This window comes from Actinomadura sp. B10D3 (genome assembly GCF_039871695.1).
GTDB lineage: Bacteria > Actinomycetota > Actinomycetes > Streptosporangiales > Streptosporangiaceae > Spirillospora > Spirillospora madurae.
Window position 1 is genome coordinate 196,474 of sequence record NZ_JBDPLY010000007.1, and the last position, 23,938, is coordinate 220,411.

The 23,938-nt window shown below is 72.8% G+C and carries 22 protein-coding genes; 14 read left to right on the plus strand and 8 right to left on the minus strand.

The window, feature by feature from the left end; genetic code table 11:
- Positions 1-55: 55 nt before the first annotated feature.
- The gene (locus tag ABGB11_RS14475) at positions 56-943 is read left to right on the plus strand and encodes a hypothetical protein (protein WP_347632784.1); all 888 of its coding nucleotides are present in this window, start codon (positions 56-58) and stop codon (positions 941-943) included.
- A gap of 61 nt (positions 944-1,004) precedes the next feature.
- On the opposite strand, the gene ABGB11_RS14480 is transcribed toward ABGB11_RS14475, so the two are convergent.
- Positions 1,005-1,238, minus strand: a complete 234-nt coding sequence (locus ABGB11_RS14480; protein WP_021594222.1) for a DUF397 domain-containing protein — start codon at positions 1,236-1,238, stop codon at positions 1,005-1,007.
- Between the two features lie 156 nt (positions 1,239-1,394).
- On the opposite strand from ABGB11_RS14480, the gene ABGB11_RS14485 reads away from it, so the two are divergent.
- Together ABGB11_RS14485 and ABGB11_RS14490 are read left to right on the plus strand one after the other, a co-directional pair.
- A complete protein-coding gene (locus ABGB11_RS14485) occupies positions 1,395-1,973 on the plus strand; it encodes an RNA polymerase sigma factor (protein WP_021594223.1) in 579 nt (192 codons plus the stop codon).
- Positions 1,970-2,914 carry a CU044_5270 family protein gene (locus ABGB11_RS14490; protein WP_347632787.1) on the plus strand — a complete coding sequence of 315 codons (945 nt, stop codon included), beginning with the start codon at positions 1,970-1,972 and terminating at the stop codon, positions 2,912-2,914. The genes ABGB11_RS14485 and ABGB11_RS14490 overlap by 4 nt, the downstream gene beginning before the upstream one ends.
- Positions 2,915-2,960: 46 nt before the next feature.
- Here the strand turns inward: ABGB11_RS14490 and ABGB11_RS14495 are convergent, their stop codons facing one another.
- Entirely contained in the window at positions 2,961-3,584 is a 624-nt protein-coding gene (locus tag ABGB11_RS14495) for a TetR family transcriptional regulator (RefSeq protein WP_347632789.1), read from the minus strand.
- A 227-nt stretch (positions 3,585-3,811) separates the two neighbouring features.
- Between ABGB11_RS14495 and ABGB11_RS14500 the strand changes: the two genes are divergently transcribed.
- The 4 genes from ABGB11_RS14500 to ABGB11_RS14515 all read left to right on the plus strand — a co-directional run bounded on the left by ABGB11_RS14500 (position 3,812) and on the right by ABGB11_RS14515 (position 8,693).
- Positions 3,812-5,434 carry an AMP-binding protein gene (locus ABGB11_RS14500; protein ID WP_347632790.1) on the plus strand — a complete coding sequence of 541 codons (1,623 nt, stop codon included), beginning with the start codon at positions 3,812-3,814 and terminating at the stop codon, positions 5,432-5,434.
- On the plus strand, positions 5,435-6,541 hold the full coding sequence (locus tag ABGB11_RS14505) for an acyl-CoA dehydrogenase family protein (protein WP_347632792.1): 1,107 nt from the start codon (positions 5,435-5,437) through the stop codon (positions 6,539-6,541).
- Positions 6,542-7,714, plus strand: coding sequence for an acyl-CoA dehydrogenase family protein (locus ABGB11_RS14510; protein ID WP_347632794.1), 1,173 nt, complete (start codon positions 6,542-6,544; stop codon positions 7,712-7,714). It abuts the gene before it with no gap.
- A 127-nt stretch (positions 7,715-7,841) separates the two neighbouring features.
- Complete coding sequence (locus ABGB11_RS14515) at positions 7,842-8,693, plus strand: hypothetical protein (RefSeq protein ID WP_347632796.1); 852 nt, start codon at positions 7,842-7,844, stop codon at positions 8,691-8,693.
- Positions 8,694-8,700: 7 nt separating this feature from the next.
- Here the strand turns inward: ABGB11_RS14515 and ABGB11_RS14520 are convergent, their stop codons facing one another.
- Positions 8,701-10,125: a glutamate decarboxylase gene (locus ABGB11_RS14520; protein ID WP_347632798.1), complete on the minus strand. Its 1,425-nt coding sequence runs from the start codon at positions 10,123-10,125 to the stop codon at positions 8,701-8,703.
- A 104-nt stretch (positions 10,126-10,229) separates the two neighbouring features.
- A complete protein-coding gene (locus ABGB11_RS14525) occupies positions 10,230-10,901 on the minus strand; it encodes a TetR family transcriptional regulator (RefSeq protein ID WP_347632800.1) in 672 nt (223 codons plus the stop codon).
- A gap of 151 nt (positions 10,902-11,052) precedes the next feature.
- Between ABGB11_RS14525 and ABGB11_RS14530 the strand changes: the two genes are divergently transcribed.
- Positions 11,053-12,666: an MFS transporter gene (locus ABGB11_RS14530; protein ID WP_347632802.1), complete on the plus strand. Its 1,614-nt coding sequence runs from the start codon at positions 11,053-11,055 to the stop codon at positions 12,664-12,666.
- Positions 12,667-12,693: 27 nt separating this feature from the next.
- Here the strand turns inward: ABGB11_RS14530 and ABGB11_RS14535 are convergent, their stop codons facing one another.
- A complete protein-coding gene (locus ABGB11_RS14535) occupies positions 12,694-13,941 on the minus strand; it encodes a hypothetical protein (protein WP_347632804.1) in 1,248 nt (415 codons plus the stop codon).
- Positions 13,942-14,203: 262 nt separating this feature from the next.
- On the opposite strand from ABGB11_RS14535, the gene egtA reads away from it, so the two are divergent.
- The 4 genes from egtA to egtD are packed head-to-tail and all read left to right on the plus strand — an operon-like array spanning position 14,204 to position 18,440.
- Entirely contained in the window at positions 14,204-15,403 is a 1,200-nt protein-coding gene (egtA, locus tag ABGB11_RS14540) for an ergothioneine biosynthesis glutamate--cysteine ligase EgtA (protein WP_347632904.1), read from the plus strand.
- Positions 15,400-16,734, plus strand: coding sequence for an ergothioneine biosynthesis protein EgtB (gene egtB / locus ABGB11_RS14545; RefSeq protein ID WP_347632806.1), 1,335 nt, complete (start codon positions 15,400-15,402; stop codon positions 16,732-16,734). The genes egtA and egtB overlap by 4 nt, the downstream gene beginning before the upstream one ends.
- The gene (gene egtC, locus ABGB11_RS14550; RefSeq protein ID WP_347632807.1) at positions 16,735-17,472 is read left to right on the plus strand and encodes an ergothioneine biosynthesis protein EgtC; all 738 of its coding nucleotides are present in this window, start codon (positions 16,735-16,737) and stop codon (positions 17,470-17,472) included.
- 11 nt (positions 17,473-17,483) lie between these two features.
- Positions 17,484-18,440 carry an L-histidine N(alpha)-methyltransferase gene (egtD, locus tag ABGB11_RS14555; protein ID WP_347632808.1) on the plus strand — a complete coding sequence of 319 codons (957 nt, stop codon included), beginning with the start codon at positions 17,484-17,486 and terminating at the stop codon, positions 18,438-18,440.
- 50 nt (positions 18,441-18,490) lie between these two features.
- Here egtD and ABGB11_RS14560 read toward each other — a convergent pair whose 3' ends face one another.
- Complete coding sequence (locus tag ABGB11_RS14560) at positions 18,491-19,258, minus strand: SGNH/GDSL hydrolase family protein (RefSeq protein ID WP_347632810.1); 768 nt, start codon at positions 19,256-19,258, stop codon at positions 18,491-18,493.
- Positions 19,259-19,402: 144 nt separating this feature from the next.
- On the opposite strand from ABGB11_RS14560, the gene ABGB11_RS14565 reads away from it, so the two are divergent.
- Positions 19,403-20,626, plus strand: a complete 1,224-nt coding sequence (locus ABGB11_RS14565; protein ID WP_347632812.1) for a hypothetical protein — start codon at positions 19,403-19,405, stop codon at positions 20,624-20,626.
- Between the two features lie 108 nt (positions 20,627-20,734).
- Here the strand turns inward: ABGB11_RS14565 and ABGB11_RS14570 are convergent, their stop codons facing one another.
- Positions 20,735-21,259: a cysteine dioxygenase family protein gene (locus ABGB11_RS14570; protein WP_347632814.1), complete on the minus strand. Its 525-nt coding sequence runs from the start codon at positions 21,257-21,259 to the stop codon at positions 20,735-20,737.
- 179 nt (positions 21,260-21,438) lie between these two features.
- Between ABGB11_RS14570 and ABGB11_RS14575 the strand changes: the two genes are divergently transcribed.
- The gene (locus ABGB11_RS14575) at positions 21,439-22,452 is read left to right on the plus strand and encodes a LacI family DNA-binding transcriptional regulator (protein ID WP_347632816.1); all 1,014 of its coding nucleotides are present in this window, start codon (positions 21,439-21,441) and stop codon (positions 22,450-22,452) included.
- Between the two features lie 3 nt (positions 22,453-22,455).
- Here ABGB11_RS14575 and ABGB11_RS14580 read toward each other — a convergent pair whose 3' ends face one another.
- Positions 22,456-23,919, minus strand: a complete 1,464-nt coding sequence (locus ABGB11_RS14580) for an aromatic amino acid ammonia-lyase (protein WP_347632818.1) — start codon at positions 23,917-23,919, stop codon at positions 22,456-22,458.
- Positions 23,920-23,938 lie beyond the last annotated feature (19 nt).

Below are 23,938 nucleotides of genomic sequence, written 5' to 3' on the forward strand. Positions count from 1 at the left end.
GTAAGTAATCACAAAGTAAGGACTCCTTTGGATCGCCACCAATAACGTCCCGTGCATGGTCACCACCGAACACGAATCCCCAATCAAGATCATCCGCGACAACCCCGAAGTCCTCGTCCAGTTAATGAAACTCGCCTTCGGCATCGACGCGGGCCCCGACCTCACCATCAGATCCGCAAGCGAAGCGTGCACACAGCTCGCCCCGGTCTCCTACACTGCCGACAACGTCGTCGAAATCTGCGAGGGCACCTCCACCGAGCCGACGCTCAGCATCGTCGCCGAGACCCAGCGGGCCGTAGACCACGACAAGTGCGGCAGTTGGCCCCTCTACGTCACCTCCCAATGGGCCAAGACGAGAGCCCCGTGCTACCTGGTGGTCATATGTCCTCGTCCTGCGGTGGCCGAGTGGGCCCGAGAGCCGATCAAGCTCGGTCACCCGGGCTTCGAGCTCACGCCCCTGGTACTGGGACCGGGCTCCGAACCGCTCATAACCTCGACCGAGCAGGCGGCACAGATGCCTGAATTGACCATCCTGTGCACCCTGGCCAACGTCACCCCCCACACCCGGGAGTCCATGGAAATCGCCCACGCGGCCCTGGCCACCATCGAGAACGAGGATGCGAAAACCGGCGCGCTCTACACTGGCATCCTGATGGCAGTCCTCGCACAGTCCGCCAAGAAGCTCCTGGAGGAGTACGTGATCACCGGCACCCCCGACTTCAAATTCGAGAACGACCCATTTCGCCCGTACGTCGCGGAGGGTGAGGCCAAGGGCGAGGTCAGGGGAGAGGCCAAAGCGGTGTTGAAGGTTCTCGCCGCGCGAGGGGTCTCGGTACCGGACGACGCGCGGGAGCGTGTCTTGGCCTGCGAGGACACGGAGCAACTGGACCGCTGGCTGGCCCGCGCGGTCACGGCGGAGTCGGTCGACGACTTGTTCGGTTGATCTGGGTGTGCTTCACGCAGAACGCCCCCGGCGGGGATGCCGGGGGCGTTCTGGGTTTGGGTCAGGGGGTTTCGGTGGGGTCTTCTAGGAGGTCGTCGAACTCGCCGTCCTTGACGCCGGCGATGAAGGCGTCCCACTCGGCCTCGGTGAAGTAGAGGATCGGGCCCTCGGGGTTCTTGGCGTCGCGCATGACGACGGCCCGCTCACCGAAGTCCTTGTGCTGGACGGGGACGTCCTTGCCATCGATGAACTCGATGATGACCCCGTCGCTGAGGATCGGTTCCTGCTCGGTCACTGGCCCACCTTCTTCTTCCCTGGCTCTGGCGTGGCTAAGGCTAGTAGGGAAGGTGCGTGCGGCACACCGGAACGCGAACGCGCGGTGGGGGATCGGCGAAGCACAGGTGACCATCCCCCTCTGCGAAAGGCAGGACATGACCCGAGAAAGACCGGCATGGTCGCGGTGACCGCCGGGGACGCCGAGATCGTCCGGCGGTCCCGGCACGAGCCCGAGTGCTTCGCCGCGCTGTTCGACCGGCACTACGCCGCGATCCACGGGTACGCGGCGCGGCGGCTCGGGCGGGGGCTCGCCGACGACGTCGCCGCCGAGACGTTCCTGATCGCGTTCGACCGGCGCGGGCGCTACGACCTGGCGCGGCCCGACGCGCGGCCCTGGCTGTACGGGATCGCGTCCAACCTCGTCGCCCGGCACCACCGTGCCGAGGTGCGCCAGTACCGGGCGCTCGCGAGGGCCGGGACGTCCGAGGCCGGCGACGGGCACGCCGACGCGGTGGCCGGGCGCGTCGACGCGCAGGCCGCGAAGGGGGCGCTGGCGGCGGCGCTCGCCGGGCTGCCGCGCGGCGACCGGGACGTCCTGCTGCTCGTCGCGTGGGCGCAGCTCACCGTGCAGGAGGCCGGTGAGGCGCTCGGGATACCGGCCGGGACGGCGCGGTCGCGGCTGCACCGGGCCCGCAGGAGGATCCGCGCCGCATTGGGCGAGACCGACCCGACGACCTTGGGAGAGGACCTGTGAACGACCTCGACATTCTTCGCGACGCCTGGGCCGAGCCCGGGCCGCCCGCGGAGGCGTCTCGCACGGCGGCCAGGACGGCGCTCCTCGAACGCGCGTCAGGAGGCACCCGGAAGCGGGGGCGGTTCCGGCTCGGCATCAGGGTCGCGGTGGTGGCCGCCGCGGTCGCCGTGGGCGTGACCGTGGTGCAGGCGGGCGATGGGGACGGGCCGGTCGTACGTCCCGTGTCCAGCGCGTCGCAGGCGCTGGAGCGGGCCGCGCTGGCCGCGGAGGAGCGGCCGTTCACGCCGCCCCGTCCGGACCAGTGGATCTACATCGAGTCGCGGACGCGGACGGGCCCCCGCCCGAACGGGGCGCTGTCGAAGGACCCGCGCGACACGGTCGTGCGGCGGCAGTGGAAGCGGGCCGACGGTGAGAAGTCCGCCAGGCTGGAGGACGGGAAGCTCGTCGTCTCCGACTCGCCTCCGACCACGCCGCCGTCCGACTACGCGTCGCTGGCGGCGCTGCCGACCGATCCGGCCGCCCTGCTGCAGTGGGTCTACGAGAAGGCGGGCGGGCAGGGGGGAACGGCGGAGGGGCGGTACTCGGCCGCGTACTCGATGCTCTGCGCGATCCTGCGGGACAATCTGCTGCCGCCGAAGACCGAGGCGGCGGTGTACCGGGCGATCAGTCGGATCCCCGGCGTGCTCGGGGTCCTGTACCTCCCCGGCGTGACGCTGGCGGGACGGACCGGCGAACGTCCGGCGCTCGGGCTCGGGCGCGTCTCCGAAGGCTGGCTGCACCAGGAACTGCTGCTGGACCGGGAGAGCTACGCCTACATCGGCGAGCGGTCGAGCGCGATCAAGGACCACGACGGCGGCGTGCCGGTGAAGAGGGACGATCTGCTGAACCTCACCGTCCGGGGCAGGTCGGGCGTCGTCGACGAGGCGGGGCAGCGGCCCTGAAGAGCGGCGGGAGAGCGGCCGGGGCGCGCCCCGGCCGCTCGTCGTGTCAGGGGTCGATGAGGAGGCGGGTGGCGGTGATCTCAAGGCGGGCCTGGATCTCCTCGGCGGTCGCGTTGCCGCGCAGCATCTCGATCATCTCCATGGTCCAGATGCCGGACAGCGCGCGGGACGCGAGGCGGCGCGGGTCGCCGGCGGGGATCTCGGCCGGCGGGCCGTACGCGGCGCGGAGCAGCAGTTCGCTCATGCGGTAGCCGAAGTCGGTCTTGACGTCCGACAGGAGCAGCGACCGGATCAGCGCCTCGGCCAGCTCCGGTTCGCGCATCAGGCCGCGGGTGGCGCGCATCAGCACGTCCACGGCCCGCTCCGGGGCGGCGCCGGCGCGGGGCGGCCGGCGCTCGATGCTGCTTTCGAGAAGGTCGATCTCCTCGCTGACGACGGCGACGACCAGGTCCATCTTGGACGGGAAGTAGCGGTAGAGGGTGCCGAGGGCGACCCCGGCGCGCTCGGAGACGGTGCGCATCTGCATCGCCTCGATGCCGCCGCGCGAGGCGAGCGCCGCGGCCGCCTGGACGATACGCTTGCGCCGCTGGTGCTGGCTGCGGGAGCGCACGCCCTGGCCGGCCGCCTGCCCCCGGGCCTCGTCCCCGGTCACTGTCGGCTCTGCGGTCACGGTCGTCATCCCTTCTGTGCGGGCCCGGACGCCCGACGTGTTCCCCCAAGCGTACCGCTCATGCGAGAACGTGTTATCTGATCCGTCGATCGCGGTGGTGTTCGCCATGCTCGCGGGGGGCCGGCGACACACCGGTGGTCCAGGCCAATCGGGGCCGGAAGACTGATGATCAGGGCTCTGGACAGAGACTAGAATCTGTTCTAGTTTTTGCCGCGGGAGGTGGTGGCGTGAGCGTCGCGACACTGCTGGAGGCGAGGGCGGACGACGACCGCCCCGGGCTGCGCTCCGCCGGCGACGGGCGCGCCTGGACGTGGCGGCAGGTCGTCGCCGAATGCGCGGCCCGCGCCGCCTGGATGGGCGGCAGGGCCGGTGCGGAGCGCCCCGTCCATGTCGGGGTGCTCCTCGACAACCTTCCCGAGATGGTGTTCCTCCTCGGCGGGGCGGCGCTGTCGGGCGCCGTGGTGGTCGCGCTGAACCCGACCCGGAGCGCCGCCGAGCTGGCGGGCGACGCCGAGCGCGCCGACTGCGACCTCGTGGTGGCCCAGCCGCGCCACGCCGAGCGGGCCGCCGCGCTCGCGGCCCCCGTGCTCGACCTGGACGCCTTCCACGAGCAGCTGGCGCCCTTCGCGGGCTCCCCGATCCCGGACACCTCCGGGATCGGCCCGGCCACCCTGCTGATGCTCATCTTCACGTCCGGGACGTCGGGACGCCCCCGCGCCGTCCGCGTCACCCACCGGAAGGTGGTCGTGCCGGGGGAGGTGCTCGCCGAACGCATGCTGACCGCGGAGTCGGTCGTCTACTGCCCGATGCCGCTGTTCCACTCCGGCGCCGTCATGGCCGCGTACGCGCCCGCCCTGGTCGCCGGGGCCGAACTGGTGCTGCGTGCCCGGTTCTCGGCGTCCTCGGTCCTGCCCGACGTGCGCGCGTACGGGTGCACTTACCTGCACTACGTCGGCAAGGCGCTGTCGTACGTGCTCGCCACGCCCGCGAAAGAGGACGACGCCGACAACCCCGTCCGGTTCGCGTTCGGGAACGAGGCGGCTCCGCTGGAGCAGAGGACGTTCGGCGAGCGTTTCGGCTGTTTCGTCATCGACGGCTACGGGTCGACGGAGACCGCCATCTCGCTGGCGCCCGACCCGTTCGGCCCGCAGGGCGCGCTCGGCAGGCTGACGGAGGGCGTCGCGATCCTCGACCCCGCGACCGGCCGGCCCTGCCCGCCCGCGCGGTTCGACGGCGCCGGACGCGTGGTGAACGGCGACGAGGCCATCGGCGAGCTCGTCAAGTCCGGCGACCTCGGCCTGTTCGACGGCTACTACAAGGAGGACGCGCCCGACCGCCTGCGCGACGGCACGTTCTGGAGCGGCGACCTCGCCTACGCCGACGCCGACGGGTACGTCTTCTTCGCCGGGCGCAGCGCCGACCGGCTCCGCGTGGACGGCGAGAACTTCGGCGCCGTCCAGGTGGAACGCGTTCTTGCGGAGCTGCCCGGCGTCCGCCAGCTCGCCGTCTACGGGGTGCCGGACGCGGCGTCCGGCGACCAGGTGATGCTCGCCGTCGCCGCCGACTCCTTCGACCCCGAGGCGTTCGCCGCCTACCTGCGCGGGCGCGCCGACATGAGCCCCAAGTGGCCGCCCCGCTACGTCCGGGTGGCGCGGGAGCTGCCCGCGACGGCCTCCAACAAGATCCTCAAACGCCGGCTGGCGCGGGAGGGCTGGCGCACCGGGGATCCGGTGTGGTGGCGGCCCGGCCGCGACCTCGACTACCGCCCGATGACCGCGGACGACGCGGCGGGCCTGCGGGCCGAGTTCGAGCGGCGCGGCCGGCTGCACCTCCTGGAAGGGAGCGGATGAGTGGACTTCGACCTCGACGAGACCCAGCAAGAGATCAGGGGGCTCGCGGCGGAAGTGCTCGCGCGCGAGTCGACGCGGGAGCGCCTTGAGGCGTTCGAGCGGAGCGGGGCGCCCTACGACGACGTGACGTGGAAGGCCCTCGCGCAGGCGGGGCTGCTCGGCGTCGTCCTGCCGGAGGACGCCGGCGGCGCCGGGCTCGGCCCGGTCGAGCTGGCGGTGATCCTCAAGGAGGTCGGCCTCCACGTGGCGCCCGTGCCCGTGTACGCGTCGCTCGCGCTCGCCGCCGCCCCGATCGCGGCGCACGGGACGGCGGAGCAGCGCGCACTGCTGGCCCCGCTGACCGAGGGCGCGACGATCCTGACGGGCGCGTACCGCGAGGTCGGACCGGCCGGTGCCATCGCCGCGACGGCCCGCGAGGACGGCACCGGACATGTCCTGAACGGCGTGAAGACGTTCGTCCCGTACGCGCGGGAGGCGTCCCGGATCCTGATCCCGGCACGCGTCGAGGGCGCGGGCGTCGGGGTCTTCCTCGTCGAGCCCTCCGCCGCGACGATCACCGGGCAGCCGTCCGCGACGTCCGAACCCCTGTCGCGCGTGGCGCTCGACGGCGTCCGCGTCGGCCCGGACGCCCTTCTCGGCGGCTCGGCGGACGGCGCGGCCTGGGACACGCTGCGCCGCTCGGCCGTCGCGGGCGCGGTGGCCGTCGCGTCCGGCGTCGTCGAAGGCGCCCTGGAGCTGACGAAGGAATACACGAAGACGCGCGAGCAGTTCGACCGCGCGCTCGCGCAGTTCCAGGCCGTCACGATGCAGATCGGGGACGTCTACATCGCCAAGCGCGCGCTGGACGTGGCCGTGTGGGCGGGGGTGTGGCGCCTCGCGCAAGGCGCGGACGACGCGGAGGAGGTCCTCACCGTCGCCGCCTACAACGCGTGCGACCCCGTCGCGAAGGCGCTCTACACCTGCCAGCACCTGCACGGCGGCATCGGCCTGGACGTCACCTACCCGCTGCACCGCTACTTCGCCTGGGGCAAGCACTGCGCGCACCTGCTCGGCGGCCCTGAAGACCGTCTCGACGCGCTCGGCGCCCTGATCGCCCAGGAGGCTTAGATGTTCATCGACCTGACCGACGAGCAGAAGAAGCTCCGCGCCGAGCTGCGCGAGTACTTCGAGAACTGCCTGACGGCCGAGCAGCGCGCCGCCATCCTCGCCGACCCGTTCGGCCCGGCCTACCTGGAGCACTGCCGGCGGCTCGGACGGGACGGGATGCTCGGCGTCGCGCTGCCGAAGGAGTACGGCGGGCGCGGCTACGGCCCGGTCGAGCAGACGATCTTCGCCAACGAGATCGCGCGCGCCGAGGTCACCTACCCGCTCATCACGCTGAACTCGGTCGCGCCGACGATCCTGCAGTACGGGTCCGAGGCCCACAAGGAGTTCTTCGTCCCGCGCATCCTGGCCGGCGAGTGCCACTTCGCGATCGGGTACAGCGAGCCGGGCGCGGGCACCGACCTCGCGGCCCTGCGCACCACCGCGGTCAGGGACGGCGACCACTACGTCGTCAACGGCCAGAAGATCTTCACCTCCGGGGCGCACCACGCGGACTACGTGTGGCTCGCGGCGCGCACCGACCCGTCCGCGAAGAAGCACAAGGGCATCTCGATGCTCATCGTGGGCTGTCAGGACCCCGGGTTCTCCTGGACGCCGATCATCACGATGGACGGCGCCCACCACACCAACTCGACGTACTTCCAGGACGTCCGCGTCCCCGCGGACATGCTCATCGGCGAGGAGAACAAGGGCTGGGACCTCATCGTCAACCAGCTCAACCACGAACGGGTCACGCTGGGCCCGGCGGGCAACATCGGGCACACCTACGTCCGCTTCGAACGCTGGGCCCGCACCACTCTGGGTCCGGACGGGCGCCCGCTGATGGAGGAGTCCGCCGTCCGCCGCGCGGTGGCGCAGGTGTACGCCTACCTGCGCGTCAACGAGATCCTCAACTGGCAGGTCGCCGCGAACCAGGACCTCGGCTGGCTCGGGGCCGCCGACGCGTCCGCCACCAAGATCTATTCCTCGGAGCGGATGCAGGAGGTCGGCCGGATCGTCGGCACCGTCCTCGCCCGCTACGGCGACCCGGCCGACCCGGAGACGGCCGCGTTCATGGAGGCGCTCGACCGGCTGGCCAAGGGCGCCCTGGTGCTGACCTTCGGCGGCGGCGTCAACGAGATCCAGCGCGAGCTGATCGCGATGATCGGCCTCGGCCTGCCCCGGGCGCCGCGCTGATGCCGCGCCCCGGAGTCAGCTGGGTGTGACGGGGCGATCACGGTACGGGCTGCACTCCACCGGAAGAAATGCGATCATCTACGCACTGACGCAATGAATCCGGGCGGTCACTCGCAGGAGGTGCAGCGTGTTCTGGCGGAGGAAGCGGGACCGGGAGCCGGACAAGGACGGCACCCTGCTGCTCAGCGGTGCTTGGACCGCCGACATCTGGGACCGCAAGCCCATCCGCGTCCCCGCGGTGGTGGACGTCGACTCCTTCCTCGACCAGAGCCCGATGCCGTCGCTCTGGCCGGACGACGCGGAGTTCAACGACTACGCGGGCGGGGACGACGAGAGCCTGCGCCGTATGTGGGTCATGGCGCTGCTGCACCATCCGGACCGTGACGCCGTCGTCCAGACCCTGCGCTCCCCGCACCTGGAGGACGTCACGCCGCACGCGGTCACGGTCGCCGATCTGGTCATCGACTCGCCGGTGGCCGAGGAGGCCGCCGGGGCCGTGTGGCAGATGACCGACGACGGCGTGACCGTGGTGCTCAATGTCGTGCTGAACCGCGGGATCGTGTCCTCGGGCCACTCGCCCGCCCAGGCCGACCGCGCGATCGAGCTGCTGCGCTCGACCTGCCCCGAGGATCGGCTCGCCTTCTTCGAAGCGGAGGCCGTCGACGAGGACGAGCGCACGGCCCGCCGTCTCGTGGACCTCGTGGCGGCCGCCCAGCGCGCGTACAAGGGGCTCAGCGAGGAGGACCGGGAGCGCTGGCACGACCTCCGCTATGTCGACGGCCTGCTGGACGGCGGCACGCCGCCGGAAGGGCTCGCCGAGCGTGTCGAGATCCGCGCCATCGGGCACCGCCTCAACGACGAGGGCGGGTTCGCGCTGATGCGGTCGGTCGCCGCGCGGGCGGGCGAGCTCAGCGATCGCCGGATGGCCGAGCGGATGCTCAACATGTACTGGGACAGCATCGGCGAGTGGATGGCCTGACCGCCCCTCAGACCTTCCGGGCGCGTGCCTTCTTGGGTTCGGCGCCGTGGGCGAATCCGGTCGTCTCGCTCGCATCGCGGCCGGGGCCGCGCTGGGCGTGCAGCCGGGGCAGGGCGCGGCGCAGGTCGTCCAGGAACAGGTCGGCGAGGTCGTGCCCGAACCCGTTGCGCACCACCACGCGCAGGACGGCGAGGTCGGTGCGGTTCTCGGGGAAGGTGTAGGCGGGCACGAGCCATCCGCACTCGCGCAGCGCGGCGGACACGTCGTAGACCGTGAAGCCGGCGTCCTCCCGCACCCGGAACGCGAACACCGGGAGTTCGCCGCCGCCGGTGAGCGTTTCGAACGGCCCGAGCCGGCCGATCTCGGCGGCCAGCCGCGTCGCGACGTCCCGGCAGGTCCGCTGGACGCGGCGGTAGCCGTCGAAGCCGAGCCGCAGGAACGCGTAGTACTGGGCGACGACCTGCGCGCCGGGCCGGGAGAAGTTGAGCGCGAAGGTCGGCATGTCCCCGCCGAGGTAGTTCACGCGGAAGACCAGGTCGGCGGGCAGCGCGTCCTCGTCCCGCCACAGCGCCCAGCCGACGCCCGGCATGACCAGCCCGTACTTGTGCCCCGAGGTGTTGATCGACGCCACTCGCGGCAGCCGGAAGTCCCACACCAGCTCGGGGTCGAGGAACGGCGCGATCATCGCCCCGGACGCCCCGTCCACGTGGATCGGGACGTCCAGCCCGGTCCGCGCCTCCAGGTCGTCGAGCGCGGCGGCGATCTCGGCGACGGGCTCGTAGCTCCCGTCGAAGGTGGACCCGAGGACGGCGACGACCCCGATGGTGTTCCCGTCGCACAGCTCCGCGGCCTCCCGCGCGCCGAGGTGGAAGCGGTCGCCCTCCATCGGCACGTACCGGGGCTCGACGTCGAAGTAGTTCGCGAACTTCTCCCAGCAGATCTGCACGTTGACGCCCATGACGAGGTTCGGCCGGTCCGCGGGCCCGCCCGCGGCGCGCCGCCGCTCGCGCCAGCGCCGCTTGAGCGCGAGCCCGCCGAGCATCGCGGCCTCGCTGGACCCGGTCGTCGAGCAGCCCACCGCCCGGCGCGGGTCCGCGGCGTGCCACAGCCGGGCGAGCATGTGCACGCAGCGCATCTCCAGCTCGGCGGTGCGCGGGTACTCGTCCTTGTCGATCATGTTCTTGTCGGCGCACTCGGCCATCAGCCGCAGCGCCTCCGGCTCCGCCCACGTGGACACGAACGTCGCGAGGTTCAGCCGCGCGTTGCCGTCCAGCATCAGCTCGTCGTGGACGATCTGGTAGGCGGTGCCGGGGTCGAGCTCCCCGGCGGGCAGCGCGTACCGGGGGATCGTCAGCGGCTCCCGGCTGAAGACCGGGTTGATCTCGAGGTCGCGTCCGCCGGACCCGCCGTCGCGCGGATGCCGCAGAGCCATGTCGCCCCCCTCCTGCGCCCGGGGACGGGACGCCCCCGGATCCGCAGGGGGTACCCGCGGCGCACCGCGCCACACCGGGCGGGTCCGCGCAGGTCAGGGCGAGGTCACGCGGCCGGCCGGCTGGGTTCGTTGAGGCCGTTCTCCAGGATGGCGAAGGCCTGGTCGACCGTCTCGGAGAGCGTGGAGAACCTCCCGCCGAGGCGGCCGGCGACGTCGACGGCCGCCTGGAACGCGCAGGTCGTGGCGGCGGCGACGACGTGCGGGCGCAGGTCCTCGTCCGGGTCGAGGCCCATCCGCCGGCCGACGATCTCGACGAGCAGAGCCTGCTTGCGCTGCGCGTGCTCCAGGCTGCCCGCCATCAGCGACGGGCTGTCGCTCATCATCGTCAGCATGCACTCGAAGCGGCCGGGCTCGAAGCCCAGCTCGCCCGCCTCGCAGGCGCGGGCGATCTCCACCACGGTGCGCCGCAGCGCGGTCATGATCGGCTCGTCCGGGGGGCGCTCGGCCAGCGCCTCCATGACGGCGCGGGTCTGCTCCTCCTGGAAGGTGAGCGCGACGTCCTCTTTCGAGGCGAAGTAGCGGAAGAACGTGCGGGACGAGACGTCCACGGCGTCGGCGATCTCCTCGACGGTGGTCGCGTCGAAGCCCTTCTCGGCGAAGAGGGTGAACGCGGCGTCGACGAGCGCCTCTCGGGTGCGCTGCTTCTTGCGTTCGCGCCTGCCCGGGGGCTGGGAACCGGGACCGGCGGGGCCGGTCTCGGGGGCGGTCGCGGTCATGGGCGAAGTGTAACCAGCTGTTGGCCGCCCGCCAAGCGACAGAGCATGACTGTTGTCGTGATATGAATCATGTCTTGGCACGACTATCGGCATTTGACGACAAGTGTCATCTCATGACACTTTACGATCCTGCCTAATCCGGAGGTCGAAGATGACTCACCCCACGGGCGCCGAGACTCTCGACGCCGTCACGATCCCGCCGCGCGAAGGGGCGCGCGGCCGTACGGGCAGACGGGGGCACGGGCATCCCTGGCTCACGCTCGTCGCCGTCGCGCTCGGCGTGATGATGGTCGGCCTGGACGCGACCGTCGTGTCCATCGCCAACCCCGCGATCGCCAAGGACCTCGGTGCAAGCCTGTCCGGCCTGCAATGGGTCACCAACGCCTACCTGCTGGCGCTCGCCGTCACGCTGATCCCGGCCGGCAAGATCGCCGACCGCTTCGGGCGCAAGCGGACGTTCCTGGCCGGCGTGATCGGGTTCGCGGTGTCGTCGGTGCTGATCGGCGTGTCCGGCGGGCTCGGCATGGTGATCTTCTGGCGCGTCGTGCAGGGCTTCGCCGGCGCGCTCCTGCAGCCCGCGAGCCTCGCCATCCTGCGCAACACGTTCCCGCCCGAACGGCTCAACGCCGCGATCGGCATCTGGGGCTCCACGGTCGGCATCTCGATCGCGGGCGGCCCGATCGTCGCCGGCCTGCTCGTCGAGAACGTCAGCTGGGAGTCGGTGTTCTTCCTCAACGCGCCCCTCGGGGTGATCGCGCTCGCGGTCGGCCTGTGGGTGATCCGCGAGTCGAAGGACGAGGAGGCCGCCGGCTCGTTCGACCTGCCCGGCGTCGCCCTGCTCACCGGCGCGCTGTTCGCCCTCGTCTGGGGCCTCATCAAGGCCGGCGAGAACGGGTTCGACGACACCGTCCCGCTCGTGTCGTTCGCCGCGTCCGTGGTGCTGTTCGCCGGGTTCGTCTGGAACGAGCTGCGGGTGGAGCGTCCGCTGCTGCCGCTCGGGCTGTTCCGCTCGGTGTCGCTGTCGGCGGCGACCGGTCTCATCGTGCTCGGCTTCTTCGCGATGTTCGGGACGATCTTCTTCATCACGCTGTACCTGCAGCAGGTGCACGGCATGAGCCCGGTGGACGCCGGCGTCCGGATGCTGCCGATGACCGGCGTGTTCATCGTCGCGTCGCCGGTGGCGGGCGCGCTGACCTCCCGTTTCGGGCCGCGGGTCCCGCTGGCCCTCGGCATGGCCTTCACCGCGGCCGCGCTGTTCGGGCTGTCGCGCATCGGGGTGGACGCCCCCTACGTCCAGCTGTGGCCGTGGTTCGTGCTGGTCGGCCTGGCGTTCGGGCTGGTCATCGTCGCCGGGACGGAGGCCATCGTCGGCAACGCGCCCGCGCACCTCGCGGGCGTCGCGGGGGGCCTCCAGCAGACCGCCGCGCAGGTCGGCGGCGTCCTCGGCACGTCCGTGCTGGGGGTGCTGCTGTCCACCAAGGTGGGGGACGTCCTGTTCGGGCGGCTGACCGACGCCGGGCTCCCCGGAACCGCCGCGCGCCAGCTCGAAGGCCAGGGCGGGCTCGTCTCGCAGGGCGTCGCGCCGGTCCCGCCGGGCACCCCGCCCGAGGCCGCCGACGCCATCACGACCGGAAGCCACCTGGCGTTCATGGACGGCTTCCAGACGTCCCTGACCGTCGCCGGGGCCGTCGCGCTCGCCGCGATCCTCGCGGCGCTCCTGGTCCGGCGCGGGACGTCACCGGCCGAGGGCGGCGTCGCCGTCTGACCTCCGGGCGCCTCGCTGCTTGGCGCGTCAGCCCTGGCCCGGCTGCGGCGTCGGGTTGGACGTGGGGCTCGGGCTCGGTGTCCCCGGGTCGCCGGGCGGCGGGTCGGTCGGGGTGCCGCTCGGCGGCGGCGTCGTCGGACCGGTCGAGCCGTCGTCCGGCGGCGTGGTCGGCTCCGAGGGCGAGTCCGGGGGAGTGGTCGGCGTCTCCTCCGGCGGCGTGGCCGGCGGCTGCGGCTTCGACGGCGTGGCGGACGCCGGCGGCTTCTCCCGCGCGCTCGACGGGGGTGCGGCGGGCGGCGCCGCGGCCGTGCCGCCGCCGGGCGTGCCGCCGGTCTGCTGGGGCGGGCTCTCGTGGGCGCCCGCGACCGGGTTCTTCGGCCCGCTCTCCGGGGTTCCCGATCCGGGCAGGCCGGGCAGCGGGTCGTGCGGGACGCCGTGGGTCTGCGTCGACGCCGGCTGCGTCTGCCCGTTGCCCGCCGTCGGGACCAGTGACGAGGCGCCGCCTCCCTTGGCCGCGGGCCAGGACACCAGCAGCCCGATGACGGCGGCGGCGGACGCGGCGAAGCCCGCGGCGGCGCCGAAGCCCTTGGACACCCCGGCCGACAGGCCGCGCTTCGGGCGGTCCTCGGCCCGCGGGCCGATCACGACGAGCGGGCTCGGCGCGGAGACGCTCGGCAGCGGCCGGGTGGCCTCCGCCTCGCAGGCGGCGAGGACCTGCGCGCGCAGCCAGCCCGGCGCGCGGGACGGGGCCGTCCCGGCGAGCAGCCGCGGCAGCCTCCCCTTCTCGAACGCGGTGATGAGGTCGAGCCGCGGCTGCGCCGTGCCGCGCATCAGGATGTCGAGGACGGACCGTTCCAGCCGCGTGCGGGCCGCGTTGAGCAACTGCGCGACGGTGTCGGGCGCGACGCCGAGGACGCGGGCGATGTCGTGCGTTTCGAGCCACTCGCCCGCCCACAGCAGCAGGACCTCGCGGTGGTCGGCGCGCAGGGCGGCGGCGGCGCGCAGCAGCGGGTCGGAGCCGGCGAACAGCGGCCCGCCGCGGCCGTCGACCGTGGGCCCGCCGAGCTCGCCGGTGAACGCGCCGCGCTCGGCGCACGTCGTCCGGGCGAGCGAGTACAGCCACAGCACGCTGTCGCCGCGCGGTGGCTGGTGCACGGCCGCGCTGAAGGTGGCGCCGACGGCCGCCGCCGCGTGCCGGTCGCCGACGAGCGACCAGCAGTACGCGTAGAGGCGGTCGGCGTGGGCGTCGTAGAGCGAGTCCAGGTCCCCGCGCATCTGACCTCCCGTTCCCCGTCCGGGTGCGCCAGCAGTCCGACAAATGGTGCATACCGCTGGCTGGCGGGACTCTAGCGCCTCAGGTCAACCGGTGAGAAGTCTGGGATCGGACGTTACGTCGAATAGCACGGAAGGTAGCCGAGACAGGGGCGGACAGTGACGTTCACGGAGATTTGGGCAACTTCCCGAAAACAGCGGATTCCTGATCCGGTTCAGCAGGGAAGGATTCGAACCCGTGATCGATTCACGTGAGGAGTCAACGGTGACCCGGCTGACGGTCGACGGCGTCTACCAGCACATCCGCGGCGTCTGCTTCAAGACGGGCCCTCCCGGGACGGTCGGCGCCGAGACCGAGTGGTTCGTGGTGGACGCCGCCGACCCGGCCGCGTACGTGCCGCGCGAACGGGTGCGCGCCCTTGTGGACGAGGCCGGGCCGCCGCCCGGCGGGAGCCGGATCACCTACGAGCCGGGCGGGCAGCTCGAACTCAGCTCCGCGCCGTTCCCCGGCCTGGGTGCCCTGCACGCCGCGCTCGGCGGCGACATCGCCCACGTCCGGGGCGCCCTCGCACCGGCCGGGCTCGCGCTCGCCGGGCACGGCGTCGACCCCGTCCGGCGGCCCCGGTTCCAGGCCGACCATCCCCGCTACGCCTGCATGCGCGACTACTTCCGCGCCGGGGGCTTTCGCGACGCGGGCATGGCGATGATGTGCTCGACGGCGTCCGTCCAGGTGAACCTGGACATCGGCGCCGACGCCCGGGACGCGGCCCGCCGCTGGCGGCTCGTGCACGCGCTCGGGCCGGTGCTCGTCGCCGCGTTCGCCAACTCGCCGCTGCGGGCCGGCCGCCGCACCGGGATGCGCTCGTCCCGCCAGGCGATCTGGACCGAGCTGGACCCGTGCCGCACCCTGCCCGTCCTGCGGGGCGGGGCGGACGGCGACCCGGCCGAGGCGTGGACGCGGTACGCGCTCGACGCCCAGGTCATGCTCGTCCAGACCGCCGAGGGCGAGTGGGTGTCGGACCCCGGGATGTCGTTCCTGGAGTGGCTCGACAAGGGCGAGCCCGGCGAGGACGACCTGACCTACCACCTGTCCACGCTGTTCCCGCCCGTCCGCCCGCGCGGCTGGCTGGAGCTGCGGATGATCGACGCGCTGCCCGGCCCGTACTGGCCGGTCCCCGTCGCGGTCACCACCGCCCTGCTGGAGGACCCGGCCGCGTCGCGCGCCGCCGAGGCCGCCGCCGAACCGGTGGCGCACCTGTGGGCGGAGGCGGCCCGGTGCGGGCTGTCCGACGCGTCGCTGGCCGCCGCCGCGGCGGCGTGCTTCGCGGCGGCGCTGGAGGCGCTGCCGCGGCTCGGCGCGCCCGGCCTCGTCCCGCTGGTCGAGGAGTACGCCCACCGGTACGTCGAGCGGGGACGCTGCCCCGCCGACGACCACCCGTCTCTCTCCCTGGAGGATCCGACATGAGCTCCCCGACCGCCGGCGAGGCGGACCTGAAGGAACTGATCGCGGGCGAGCTCGGCGCCGTCCGTGACCGCAGCCTCGGCCTCACCACCGACGTCCTCGCCGAGGAGGACCTCACCGCGCAGGTGTCGCCGCTGATGTCGCCGCTCGTGTGGGATCTCGCGCACGTCGGCAACTACGAGGAGCTGTGGCTGCTCCGCGCGGCCACCGGCCAGGAGGCGATGCGCCCCGAGATCGACGACCTGTACGACGCGTTCGAGCATCCGCGTTCGGAACGGCCGACCCTGCCGCTCCTGCCGCCGGACGAGGCCCGCGCCTACATCGGGACGGTCCGCTCCAAGGTGCTCGACTCCCTGTCGTCCGTGCGGTTCGACACGGCGAACCCGCTGACGTCGGGCGGGTTCGTGTACGGGATGGTCGTCCAGCACGAGCACATGCACGACGAGACGATGCTGGCCACGCACCAGCTCCGCAAGGGAGCCCCCGCCCTGCTCGACCCTGCGGCGGAACCGTTGCAGACACCCGGCGAAGGCACACAGGCCGACGAGGTTCTGATCGAGGCGGGCCCGTTCCAGATGGGGACCTCGGACGAGCCATGGGCGTACGACAACGAGCGTCCCGTCCACATCGTCGACCTGCCCGCGTACTACATCGACGTGGAACCGGTGACCAACGCGGCCTACATCGCGTTCATCGAGGCCGGCGGCTACGACGAGCCGCGCTGGTGGGACCCCGCCGGATGGGAGTGGCGCAACCGCAGCGGCAAGCGCGCTCCCGCCTTCTGGAGCCGCGACGGAGACCAGTGGGTGCGGCGCCGGTTCGGGCGGACGGAACCCGTCCCGCCCGGAGAGCCCGTCCAGCACGTGTGCTGGTACGAGGCGGACGCCTACGCGCGGTGGGCGGGGAAGAGGCTCCCGACCGAGGCCGAGTGGGAGAAGGCCGCCCGCTGGGACCCGTCCACCGAGCGGTCGCGCCGCTACCCATGGGGCGACGTGTACGAGGAAGGGCGCGCCAACCTCGGGCAGAAGGCGCTGCGTCCGTCAGAGACCGGCTCCTACGCATCGGGTGCGTCGGCGTACGGGGTGAGGCACCTCCTCGGGGACGTGTGGGAGTGGACGTCATCGGACTTCCACGGCTATCCCGGCTTCCGTTCGTTCCCCTACAAGGAGTACTCGGAAGTCTTCTTCGGGCCCGACTACAAGGTGCTCAGGGGCGGTTCCTGGGCGACGCACCCGCTCGCCATACGCGGGTCGTTCCGCAACTGGGACTATCCCATCCGGCGGCAGATCTTCTCCGGCTTCCGGTGTGCCCGCACTCCTGAGGAGGCGCGCTGAATGTGCCGCCATCTGGGCTACCTCGGGCCTGAACGGACGCTGCACTCGCTCGTCTACGAGGGGAAGTACTCGCTGGAGACCCAGGCGTACGCACCGCGGATGACCCAGGGGAACCTCCTCAACGCCGACGGGTACGGCGTCGGCTGGTACCAGGACGGGTCCGCTCCGGTGCGGTTCCGCCGCGCCCAGCCGATCTGGACGGACCAGTCGTTCCGCGAGGTCGCCGGAGCCGTCCGAGCGTCCTGCGCGGTGGCGGCCATCCGGTCGGCGACGGTCGGGTTCCCCGTGGACGAGTCGTGCGCCCAGCCGTTCCGCGCCGGGCCGTGGCTGTTCAGCCACAACGGGAAGATCGAGGGCTACGACGGTGCCGAGGCGAAGCTCCGGGACCTGGCAGGGGACGTGGCCGGCGTGCCCGACGCCCGCGCCCCGGTCGACTCGGCGCCGCTGTTCGCGCTCGCCGTCCGGCACTGGCGGGACGGCCTCCCGCTCGGCGACGGCCTCGCCGCCGCCGTGTCCGCGGTGACCGCGCTCGCCCCCGGCCGCTACAACCTGCTCGCCTCCGACGGGACGGCCCTGGCCGCCACGACCTGGGGCGACTCCCTGTTCGTGCGCGAGGGCGGGGACGCGATCCAGATCGCGTCCGAGCCGCTCGACGACGGCCCGGGCTGGCGCCCCGTCCCCGACCGCACGCTCGTCACCGCAGGGCTCGCCGCCGGCGTGCGCCTGGACCCGCTGTGAAGGAGAACCACGTGGACCGGTTCCTGACCGCCGACGACCTCGCCAAGACGCTCCGCCAGGACGTCCGGGACGGGCTCACCGGCACACCGAAGACCCTGCCGCCCAAGTGGTTCTACGACGAGCGCGGCAGCGCGCTCTTCGAGGAGATCACGAAGCTGGAGGAGTACTACCCGACCCGGCGGGAGCGGGAGATCCTCGTCGCGCGGGCGCCCGACATCGCCGCGGCCACCGGGTCCCGGACGCTGCTGGAACTCGGCGCCGGGTCGGGGGAGAAGACCCGGCTCCTCCTCGGCGCCCTGGCCGGCACGCTCCGCTCCTACGTGCCGGTGGACGTGAGCGGCGACTTCCTGGAGGAGGCCGCCGCGGGCATCGCAGCCGACCACCCGGACCTGACCGTCCGGACGGTCGTCGCCGACTACGAGCAGCACCTGCACCTCCTGCCCGGCGGGGAGCGCCGCCTCATCGCCTTCCTCGGCGGGACCATCGGCAACATGCCGGCCGCCGAGCGGGTCGGGTTCCTCGGCGGGCTGCGCGCCACCATGGCCTCCGGCGACTTCCTGCTGCTCGGCGCCGACCTCGTCAAGGACCCGGGACGGCTCGTCCGCGCCTACGACGACGCGGCCGGCGTCACCGCCGAGTTCAACCGCAACGTCCTGTACGTCATCAACCGGGAGCTCGGCGCCGACTTCGACCCGGAGGCGTTCGAGCACGTCGCGATCTGGGACCCGGCCGAGGAGTGGATCGAGATGCGGCTGCGGTCCGTCCGCGACCAGGACGTCCGCGTCGGCGGCCTCGACCTGGAGGTGTCGTTCGCGGCCGGGGAGGAGATGCGCACCGAGGTCTCCGCCAAGTTCCGGCGGGAGCGGATGGCGGCCGAGCTCGGCGCCGCGGGCATGGAGCTCGCCCGGTTCTGGACCGACGAGGCCGGCGACTTCTCCCTCACCCTCGCGCGGCCCGCGTCCGGCTGAGGGGCCTGCCTCCGTGGGGGGGACGACCCCCACACCCCCCGGAAAGGAGGTCAGCCCTTCCGGACGGGATGCGCGAGGCCCATCCGCTTGAGGTCCGCCGCCAGGCGGGTCGCCACGTACAGGTGGCCCGCCGGCGTCGGATGGGTGCGGTCCTTCTTGATGAGCCGCGGCGCGTTGCCCTGGCCGGTCACCAGGTCGCCGGTGATCCACTGCTCGCCGATCGGGTCGACGAACGGGACGCCGACCTGCCCGGCGAGGTTCTTCAGCGCGTTCCGGACCGCGATCGCCCCCGGCACCGGCGTGCCCGTCCCCCAGAGCGGCCCCATCAGCACGATGTGGGTGCCTGGCCAGCGCTGCTTCGCGCGCTGGAGCAGCAGGTGCGCCGCCGCGGCGACCTGCGGCGCCGGGGTCCGCCAGTCGTTGTGGCCGCCGGACACGATCAGCATGTCGGGCGCGGGCCGCCAGCCGAGCTGGCTCTCGAACTGGCCGAGGAACGCGTAGGGCGTGCGGCCCCGGACGACGAAGCCGGTGCCGGACCGTCCTCCGACCACGACCTGCCAGCCGAACAGCCGCGCCGTCGCGGACGCGTACGTCGACTCCGGCTCGACGCCCCGGTCCCCGACCGTGTAGCTGTCGCCGAGGAACATCACCACCGAGGGGGCCTTGCGGGACGCGCCGTCCTTCTTCGGCCCGTCCGCCGCCGCCCGCTCGTGCACCGACTCCGCGAGCAGCGAGCAGCCCGCGAGCGCGGAGACCGCCACCAGGCTCAGGCACAGCACCAGGGTCGCCGCGCCGCGTCGGGTGCGGCGAGATGTCATGGAGAACCACCAAATATTCGGGAGACCACCCGGCATCTTACTGAGACTCCGCCGCCGCCGCGGGCGATGTGGGATCGCGGCCTGCGCGTCCGGCGTCCCTGGAGTCGATGCGCCCGCCCGCGCAAGGGGCTACGTTGGTCGGCCATGGCGATCGGGGTGGACGGAGCGGTCCTGCTGTCGACGGCGTTGAGCCTCGTGCTCGCACTCCGGTTGACGCGGGACACCACTGACCGTCCGCACGCGCCTGCTCGCCGCTGGGCTTGCCCAGAGGTCTTCCTTGGCCTGGTGGTGCTGCTGGTCTATGTGAACCAGGTGCTCTTCACCGTGTACGTGCTGCGCGTGCACGGCGGGGACGCCGCGTTCATCGCCAGGTACCTACCGGAGGGCTGGTTCGCCCTTGAGGACGGCCCCGCCATGCGCGGTCTGGCAGACCACTTTCCGCTTCCGGAGTTGCTGGCGCCGTCCGTACTGCGAGTGCAGGCGTTCCTTGAACTACCCCTCGTCCTGCTGGCCTACTGCACGGTGTTGCGGTGGCTGGACGGTGGCCTGTACCGGCGCCTGGCCGGCTCATGGCCGGTATGGGCGGCGTCGATCTCGTACACCTTCGTCTTCTGCACGGTCGAGTGGGATCTGCACAACCCCTACACCGTGGACGACATCGTCATCCGAGCGTGCTCGGCCATCGCGACCCCGCTGCTCCTTCAGTGGCTGGCCAGGCAGGAGGACACCGATTGCGAAGCCATGTCGTTCGCGCAGATGCTGCTCTTCGCCGTCTCCGTCTGGGCCTTGGGGCACCTGGTCCTGACCGTGTACGACACCGCCCTGCTCTACAACCTCGGCCATGCGGGTGGACGCCTGCCGGGTGCGGCGATCGCGCTGTGCGTTCTCGCGGGCGCGCGCTGGGCGTCGTCCAGGGTGAGCGTCCGTGAGGCCGGTGTCGCCCTGTCGTCGGTCGTGTTCGGGTTGCGCTGGGCGTTGCTGGTGTTCTTCGTCCCGGCTCTCGCCGTCCGGTACGGAGTGAACTTCGGCACTCCGCTGCTCGCCGCGGCGGCCGGACTGGTCATCGTCCTGGTCGCCGGGGTGTGCGCTCTCCGGGATTCGCTCGCCGGTGAGGCGAGAACCCGCATCGCGCTTTGGGCCGTCCAGGCACTCGTCGCCCTCTTCGCCGGAGCGGCCACCTGCTACGCGGCCGTACGCCTGGTGACCGACACCTACTACGAGGCGGGTCTCCTGCGAGGCGCCGCCGCGGGCTTCGCCGTCGTCATCGCCGTGGCGGCCCTCACCGACCGATGGTGCGCCCGGACGGCTCCAGCCCCTGCCCCGGTGACCGCGAGCCGGTCCCGGGCGGGTGTGACACATCGGAAGTGAGGGGCGCTGAGTGGGTATGGCGTCCGGCCGATGTGAGCGGGCTTCGGCCGGACGTGCTTCCCCCGGCGGGCCCATCTCCCCCGGTCGGGCCCGCCGGGGGCTCCAGGCTCAGGCCGGGTCCGCCGGCGGTTGCAGCTCGTCGGTGTAGCTGACCGGCTCCCGCCGCATCACGCCCGACGCGTCGATCGAGTACTGGCCGAGCCGGACGAGCGGCGGCGAGTAGGCGTGGATCGAGACGCTGGCGTCGTCCATCCCGGTGAGCCGGTGGATGTGCTCGGGGCCGAAGCAGAACGACCGCCCCACCCGGACGACGGTCCGCACGGGCTCGCCGCCCATGCGCGGGTTGTTCTCCTCGATGGCCCCGGCGACGACGCGGACGGCCCCGGACGAGACGTCGTGGTCGTGCCAGCCGGTGTCGTTCTGAGGCGTCCAGCACAGCAGCCAGACGTCCACGTGCTCGTCCCGGTACAGGGAGGCGTAGTGGCGCCGCCCCTCCGGGAACGCGACGTGCTGCCGCCACAGGCCGGGCTGCTCGGCCAGGTCGTCCACCAGCTCGCGCAGCTCCCGCTTGTCGAGGGGGCGGCCGGGCAGGTTCTCGAAGCCGGTGGCGCGGGGCAGGACCTCGGAAGACACGGGTTCGCTCCTCTCCGAACAGTCGTCGATCGCGGTTCGTTTCGCTCGTCATCCCTGCGACGTTGCTGGCAGGGATTGCTGAACCGCATCAGTTAACCGTTTCAGTGAACCGGTTCAGGAAGCATTCGTCAAGTGACGGGTCCTCTGGTTCGTCGGTGGCGACCTCTAGGGTTGGAAGGATGTCGGAGAAGCGCAAGCGCGCGACCATCCGCGAAGTGGCGCAGGCGACCGGGCTGTCGCCCGCGGCGGTGTCGTACGCGCTGCGCGGCATCCAGACCTCGGAGGAGACGCAGGAGCGCGTCCGCGCGGCGGCCGAGCAGCTCGGGTACGAGGCCCATCCGATCGCCCGCGCCCTCGCCAGCGGCCGCACCGACCAGGTCGGGCTGCTGTGCGGCTCCCTGGAGGACTACTGGCAGCAGTCCCTCGCGGTGGGCATCGGCCGGGCGCTGCTCGCCCGCGACCGCTACGCCCTGCTCGTGGACGCCGGCGGCGATCCCGAGCGGGAGCTGGCCCTCGCCCGGCGGCTGCGCGACCAGCGGGTGGACGGGCTCATCGTCCAGCCGCTCGACCCGTCCGCCCCGCTGTGGACCGAGCTGGCGGCGACGGTCCCCGTGGTGTCCGTCGGCGACGCCCTGCACGGGGGCCAGTCGCAGGGCGAGGTCGTGTTCGACAACCGACGCGGCGTCACGCTCGCGCTGGAGCACCTGCGCGACCTCGGCCACCGCCGCGTCACCGTGTTCACCCCGACCCGCGCCAGCACCCCCGACCGCCCCGCCGACGTGCACGTCAACGCGGAGGCCGAGCGGCTCGGCCTCCGCGTTGACGTGGTCGTCGTGCCGCAGTCGCTCGGCGAGGCCACCGAGGTCGCGCTGGGCGTGCTCGACGGGGCCGACCGTCCCTCGGCCGTGTTCTGCTTCGCCGACTCGATCGCCTACGGCGTCTACGCGGCCACCCGCGCGCTCGGCCTGGCCGTCCCCGGCGACGTCGCCGTCTGCGGGTACGACAACCATCCGATGTCGGCGCTGCTCACCCCGCCGCTGACCAGCGTCGACTGGGACATGGACGGCATCGTGCACTCCGCCGTCCGGCTCGTCGTCGACGTCATCGACGGCAAGCCCCGCAAGCGCCGCGTGGTGCGCGAGCCGTCCCTGCGCGTGCGCGCGTCCACCGGCGAGGCCGGGCCGGCCGGCTGAGGGTCAGGGATGGAGCCGGGCCAGGTCGGGGAGCAGGTCCGCCGCGGCGGCGATGTCGGCGTCCAGCGGCCGGTCCCCGATGCGCGGGTCGAGGACCGGCTCCGCGAGGTCGGCCGCCGACCGGAGCGGCCCGCCGGACGGCGCGCGCCCCTGCATCCGCAGCGCCCGGACGGCGGCCACCAGCTCGCAGCCCAGCCCCAGCCGGTAGGCGGCGACGGCGTCGGTCGTCGCGCGGGCCGACTGGGTGGAGAAGCCCGCGTGCTCCTCGACGCCGCGCGACAGCACCGCGCTGCCGAGCGCCGCCGGGGTCGCCAGGCGCCGGACGTCGGCGAGGCACGAGTGCGCCACGTACTCCAGGATCATGATCCCGGAGGACGCCTCGGTCTCCCCCTGGAACGGGTAGAGGCCCGTGAACGACGGCTCGGCGAGCGTGCCGAGGCGGGCGGCGGCGAGCGCCATCGTCTGGAACAGGGCGGCGCGGGCCGAGTCGAGGGCGAGGCCGACGTAGGCGGTGTGGAAGTTGCCGTTGTGCCAGACCGTCCTGCCGTGGACGTCGACGAGGGGGTTCTCGGCGGCGGCGTTGATCTCGCGGGTGACGACCTCCTCGGCGTACCCGGCCGCCTCCAGCGCCGGTCCGTGCACCTGCGGGAACGCCCGGTACCCGTACGGGTCCTGGATGCGCATCGGGGCCGGCCGGTCGAAGGCGAGCAGCGCCCGCATCGCCGCCGCGGCCTCCTGCTGGCCCGGGTGCGGGCACGCGTCCTGCACCGGCTGCGCGTACGGCTCCTCCGAGCCCCGGACGGCGAAGTGCGACAGCGCCGCGACGACCGTGGACGCGCGGAGCGCCTCGCGCAGGTCGGCGACCGCGAGCGCCGCCTCGCCGAGCGTGGCCGCGTTGGAGCTGATGAACGCCAGCGCGTCGGCGGAGCGCAGCCGGTAGCCGGGGCCGCGCTCGGGGACGCCGTCCGGCCCCGCCAGCCACGACCGCTCGCCCAGCAGGCACAGCGCGGTGGAGGCCAGCGCCGTCAGGTCGCCGGTGCCGATCGCCCCGTACACCGGGACCGGGGGCAGCAGGTCCAGGTTGAGGACGTCCGCGAGGGCCTGCAGCACGCCCGGCTCCACCCCCGAGCCGCCCGCCGCGATCTGGTTCAGCCGGACGGTGAGCATCGCCCGGACGATCTCCGGCGCGACCAGCGGCCCGGCGCCCGCCGCGTGGCTGCGCAGCAGCCGCAGGCCGTGCGCGTCGGCGTCCTCCCACTCCACGTCGACGACGCGGTTGGCGCCGACGCCGGTCGTCCGCCCGTACACCGGCTGCGAAGCGGCGACCTCGCGGGCGACCCGCCACGCGGCCTGCGCCCGCTCGACGCCCGCGGGCGCGGTGAGGATCGTCACGTCCTCGCGGGCCGCGCGCACCAGCAGCGCGCAGGTGAGATTCGTCCCATCGATAACGATTCGGCTGTTCTCCACGCCGCAACGCTACTTTCCC

Coding starts and splice junctions, on each gene's coding strand:
- ABGB11_RS14560 (WP_347632810.1), bottom strand. CDS start 19,258: ATGACATCTCGCCGCACCCGACGCGGCGCGGCGACCCTGGTGCTGTGC.
- ABGB11_RS14475 (WP_347632784.1), top strand. CDS start 56: ATGGTCACCACCGAACACGAATCCCCAATCAAGATCATCCGCGACAAC.
- ABGB11_RS14520 (WP_347632798.1), bottom strand. CDS start 10,125: ATGGCTCTGCGGCATCCGCGCGACGGCGGGTCCGGCGGACGCGACCTC.
- egtB (WP_347632806.1), top strand. CDS start 15,400: ATGAGCTCCCCGACCGCCGGCGAGGCGGACCTGAAGGAACTGATCGCG.
- ABGB11_RS14535 (WP_347632804.1), bottom strand. CDS start 13,941: ATGCGCGGGGACCTGGACTCGCTCTACGACGCCCACGCCGACCGCCTC.
- ABGB11_RS14575 (WP_347632816.1), top strand. CDS start 21,439: ATGTCGGAGAAGCGCAAGCGCGCGACCATCCGCGAAGTGGCGCAGGCG.
- ABGB11_RS14510 (WP_347632794.1), top strand. CDS start 6,542: ATGTTCATCGACCTGACCGACGAGCAGAAGAAGCTCCGCGCCGAGCTG.
- ABGB11_RS14530 (WP_347632802.1), top strand. CDS start 11,053: ATGACTCACCCCACGGGCGCCGAGACTCTCGACGCCGTCACGATCCCG.
- egtC (WP_347632807.1), top strand. CDS start 16,735: ATGTGCCGCCATCTGGGCTACCTCGGGCCTGAACGGACGCTGCACTCG.
- ABGB11_RS14565 (WP_347632812.1), top strand. CDS start 19,403: ATGGCGATCGGGGTGGACGGAGCGGTCCTGCTGTCGACGGCGTTGAGC.
- ABGB11_RS14525 (WP_347632800.1), bottom strand. CDS start 10,901: ATGACCGCGACCGCCCCCGAGACCGGCCCCGCCGGTCCCGGTTCCCAG.
- ABGB11_RS14485 (WP_021594223.1), top strand. CDS start 1,395: ATGGTCGCGGTGACCGCCGGGGACGCCGAGATCGTCCGGCGGTCCCGG.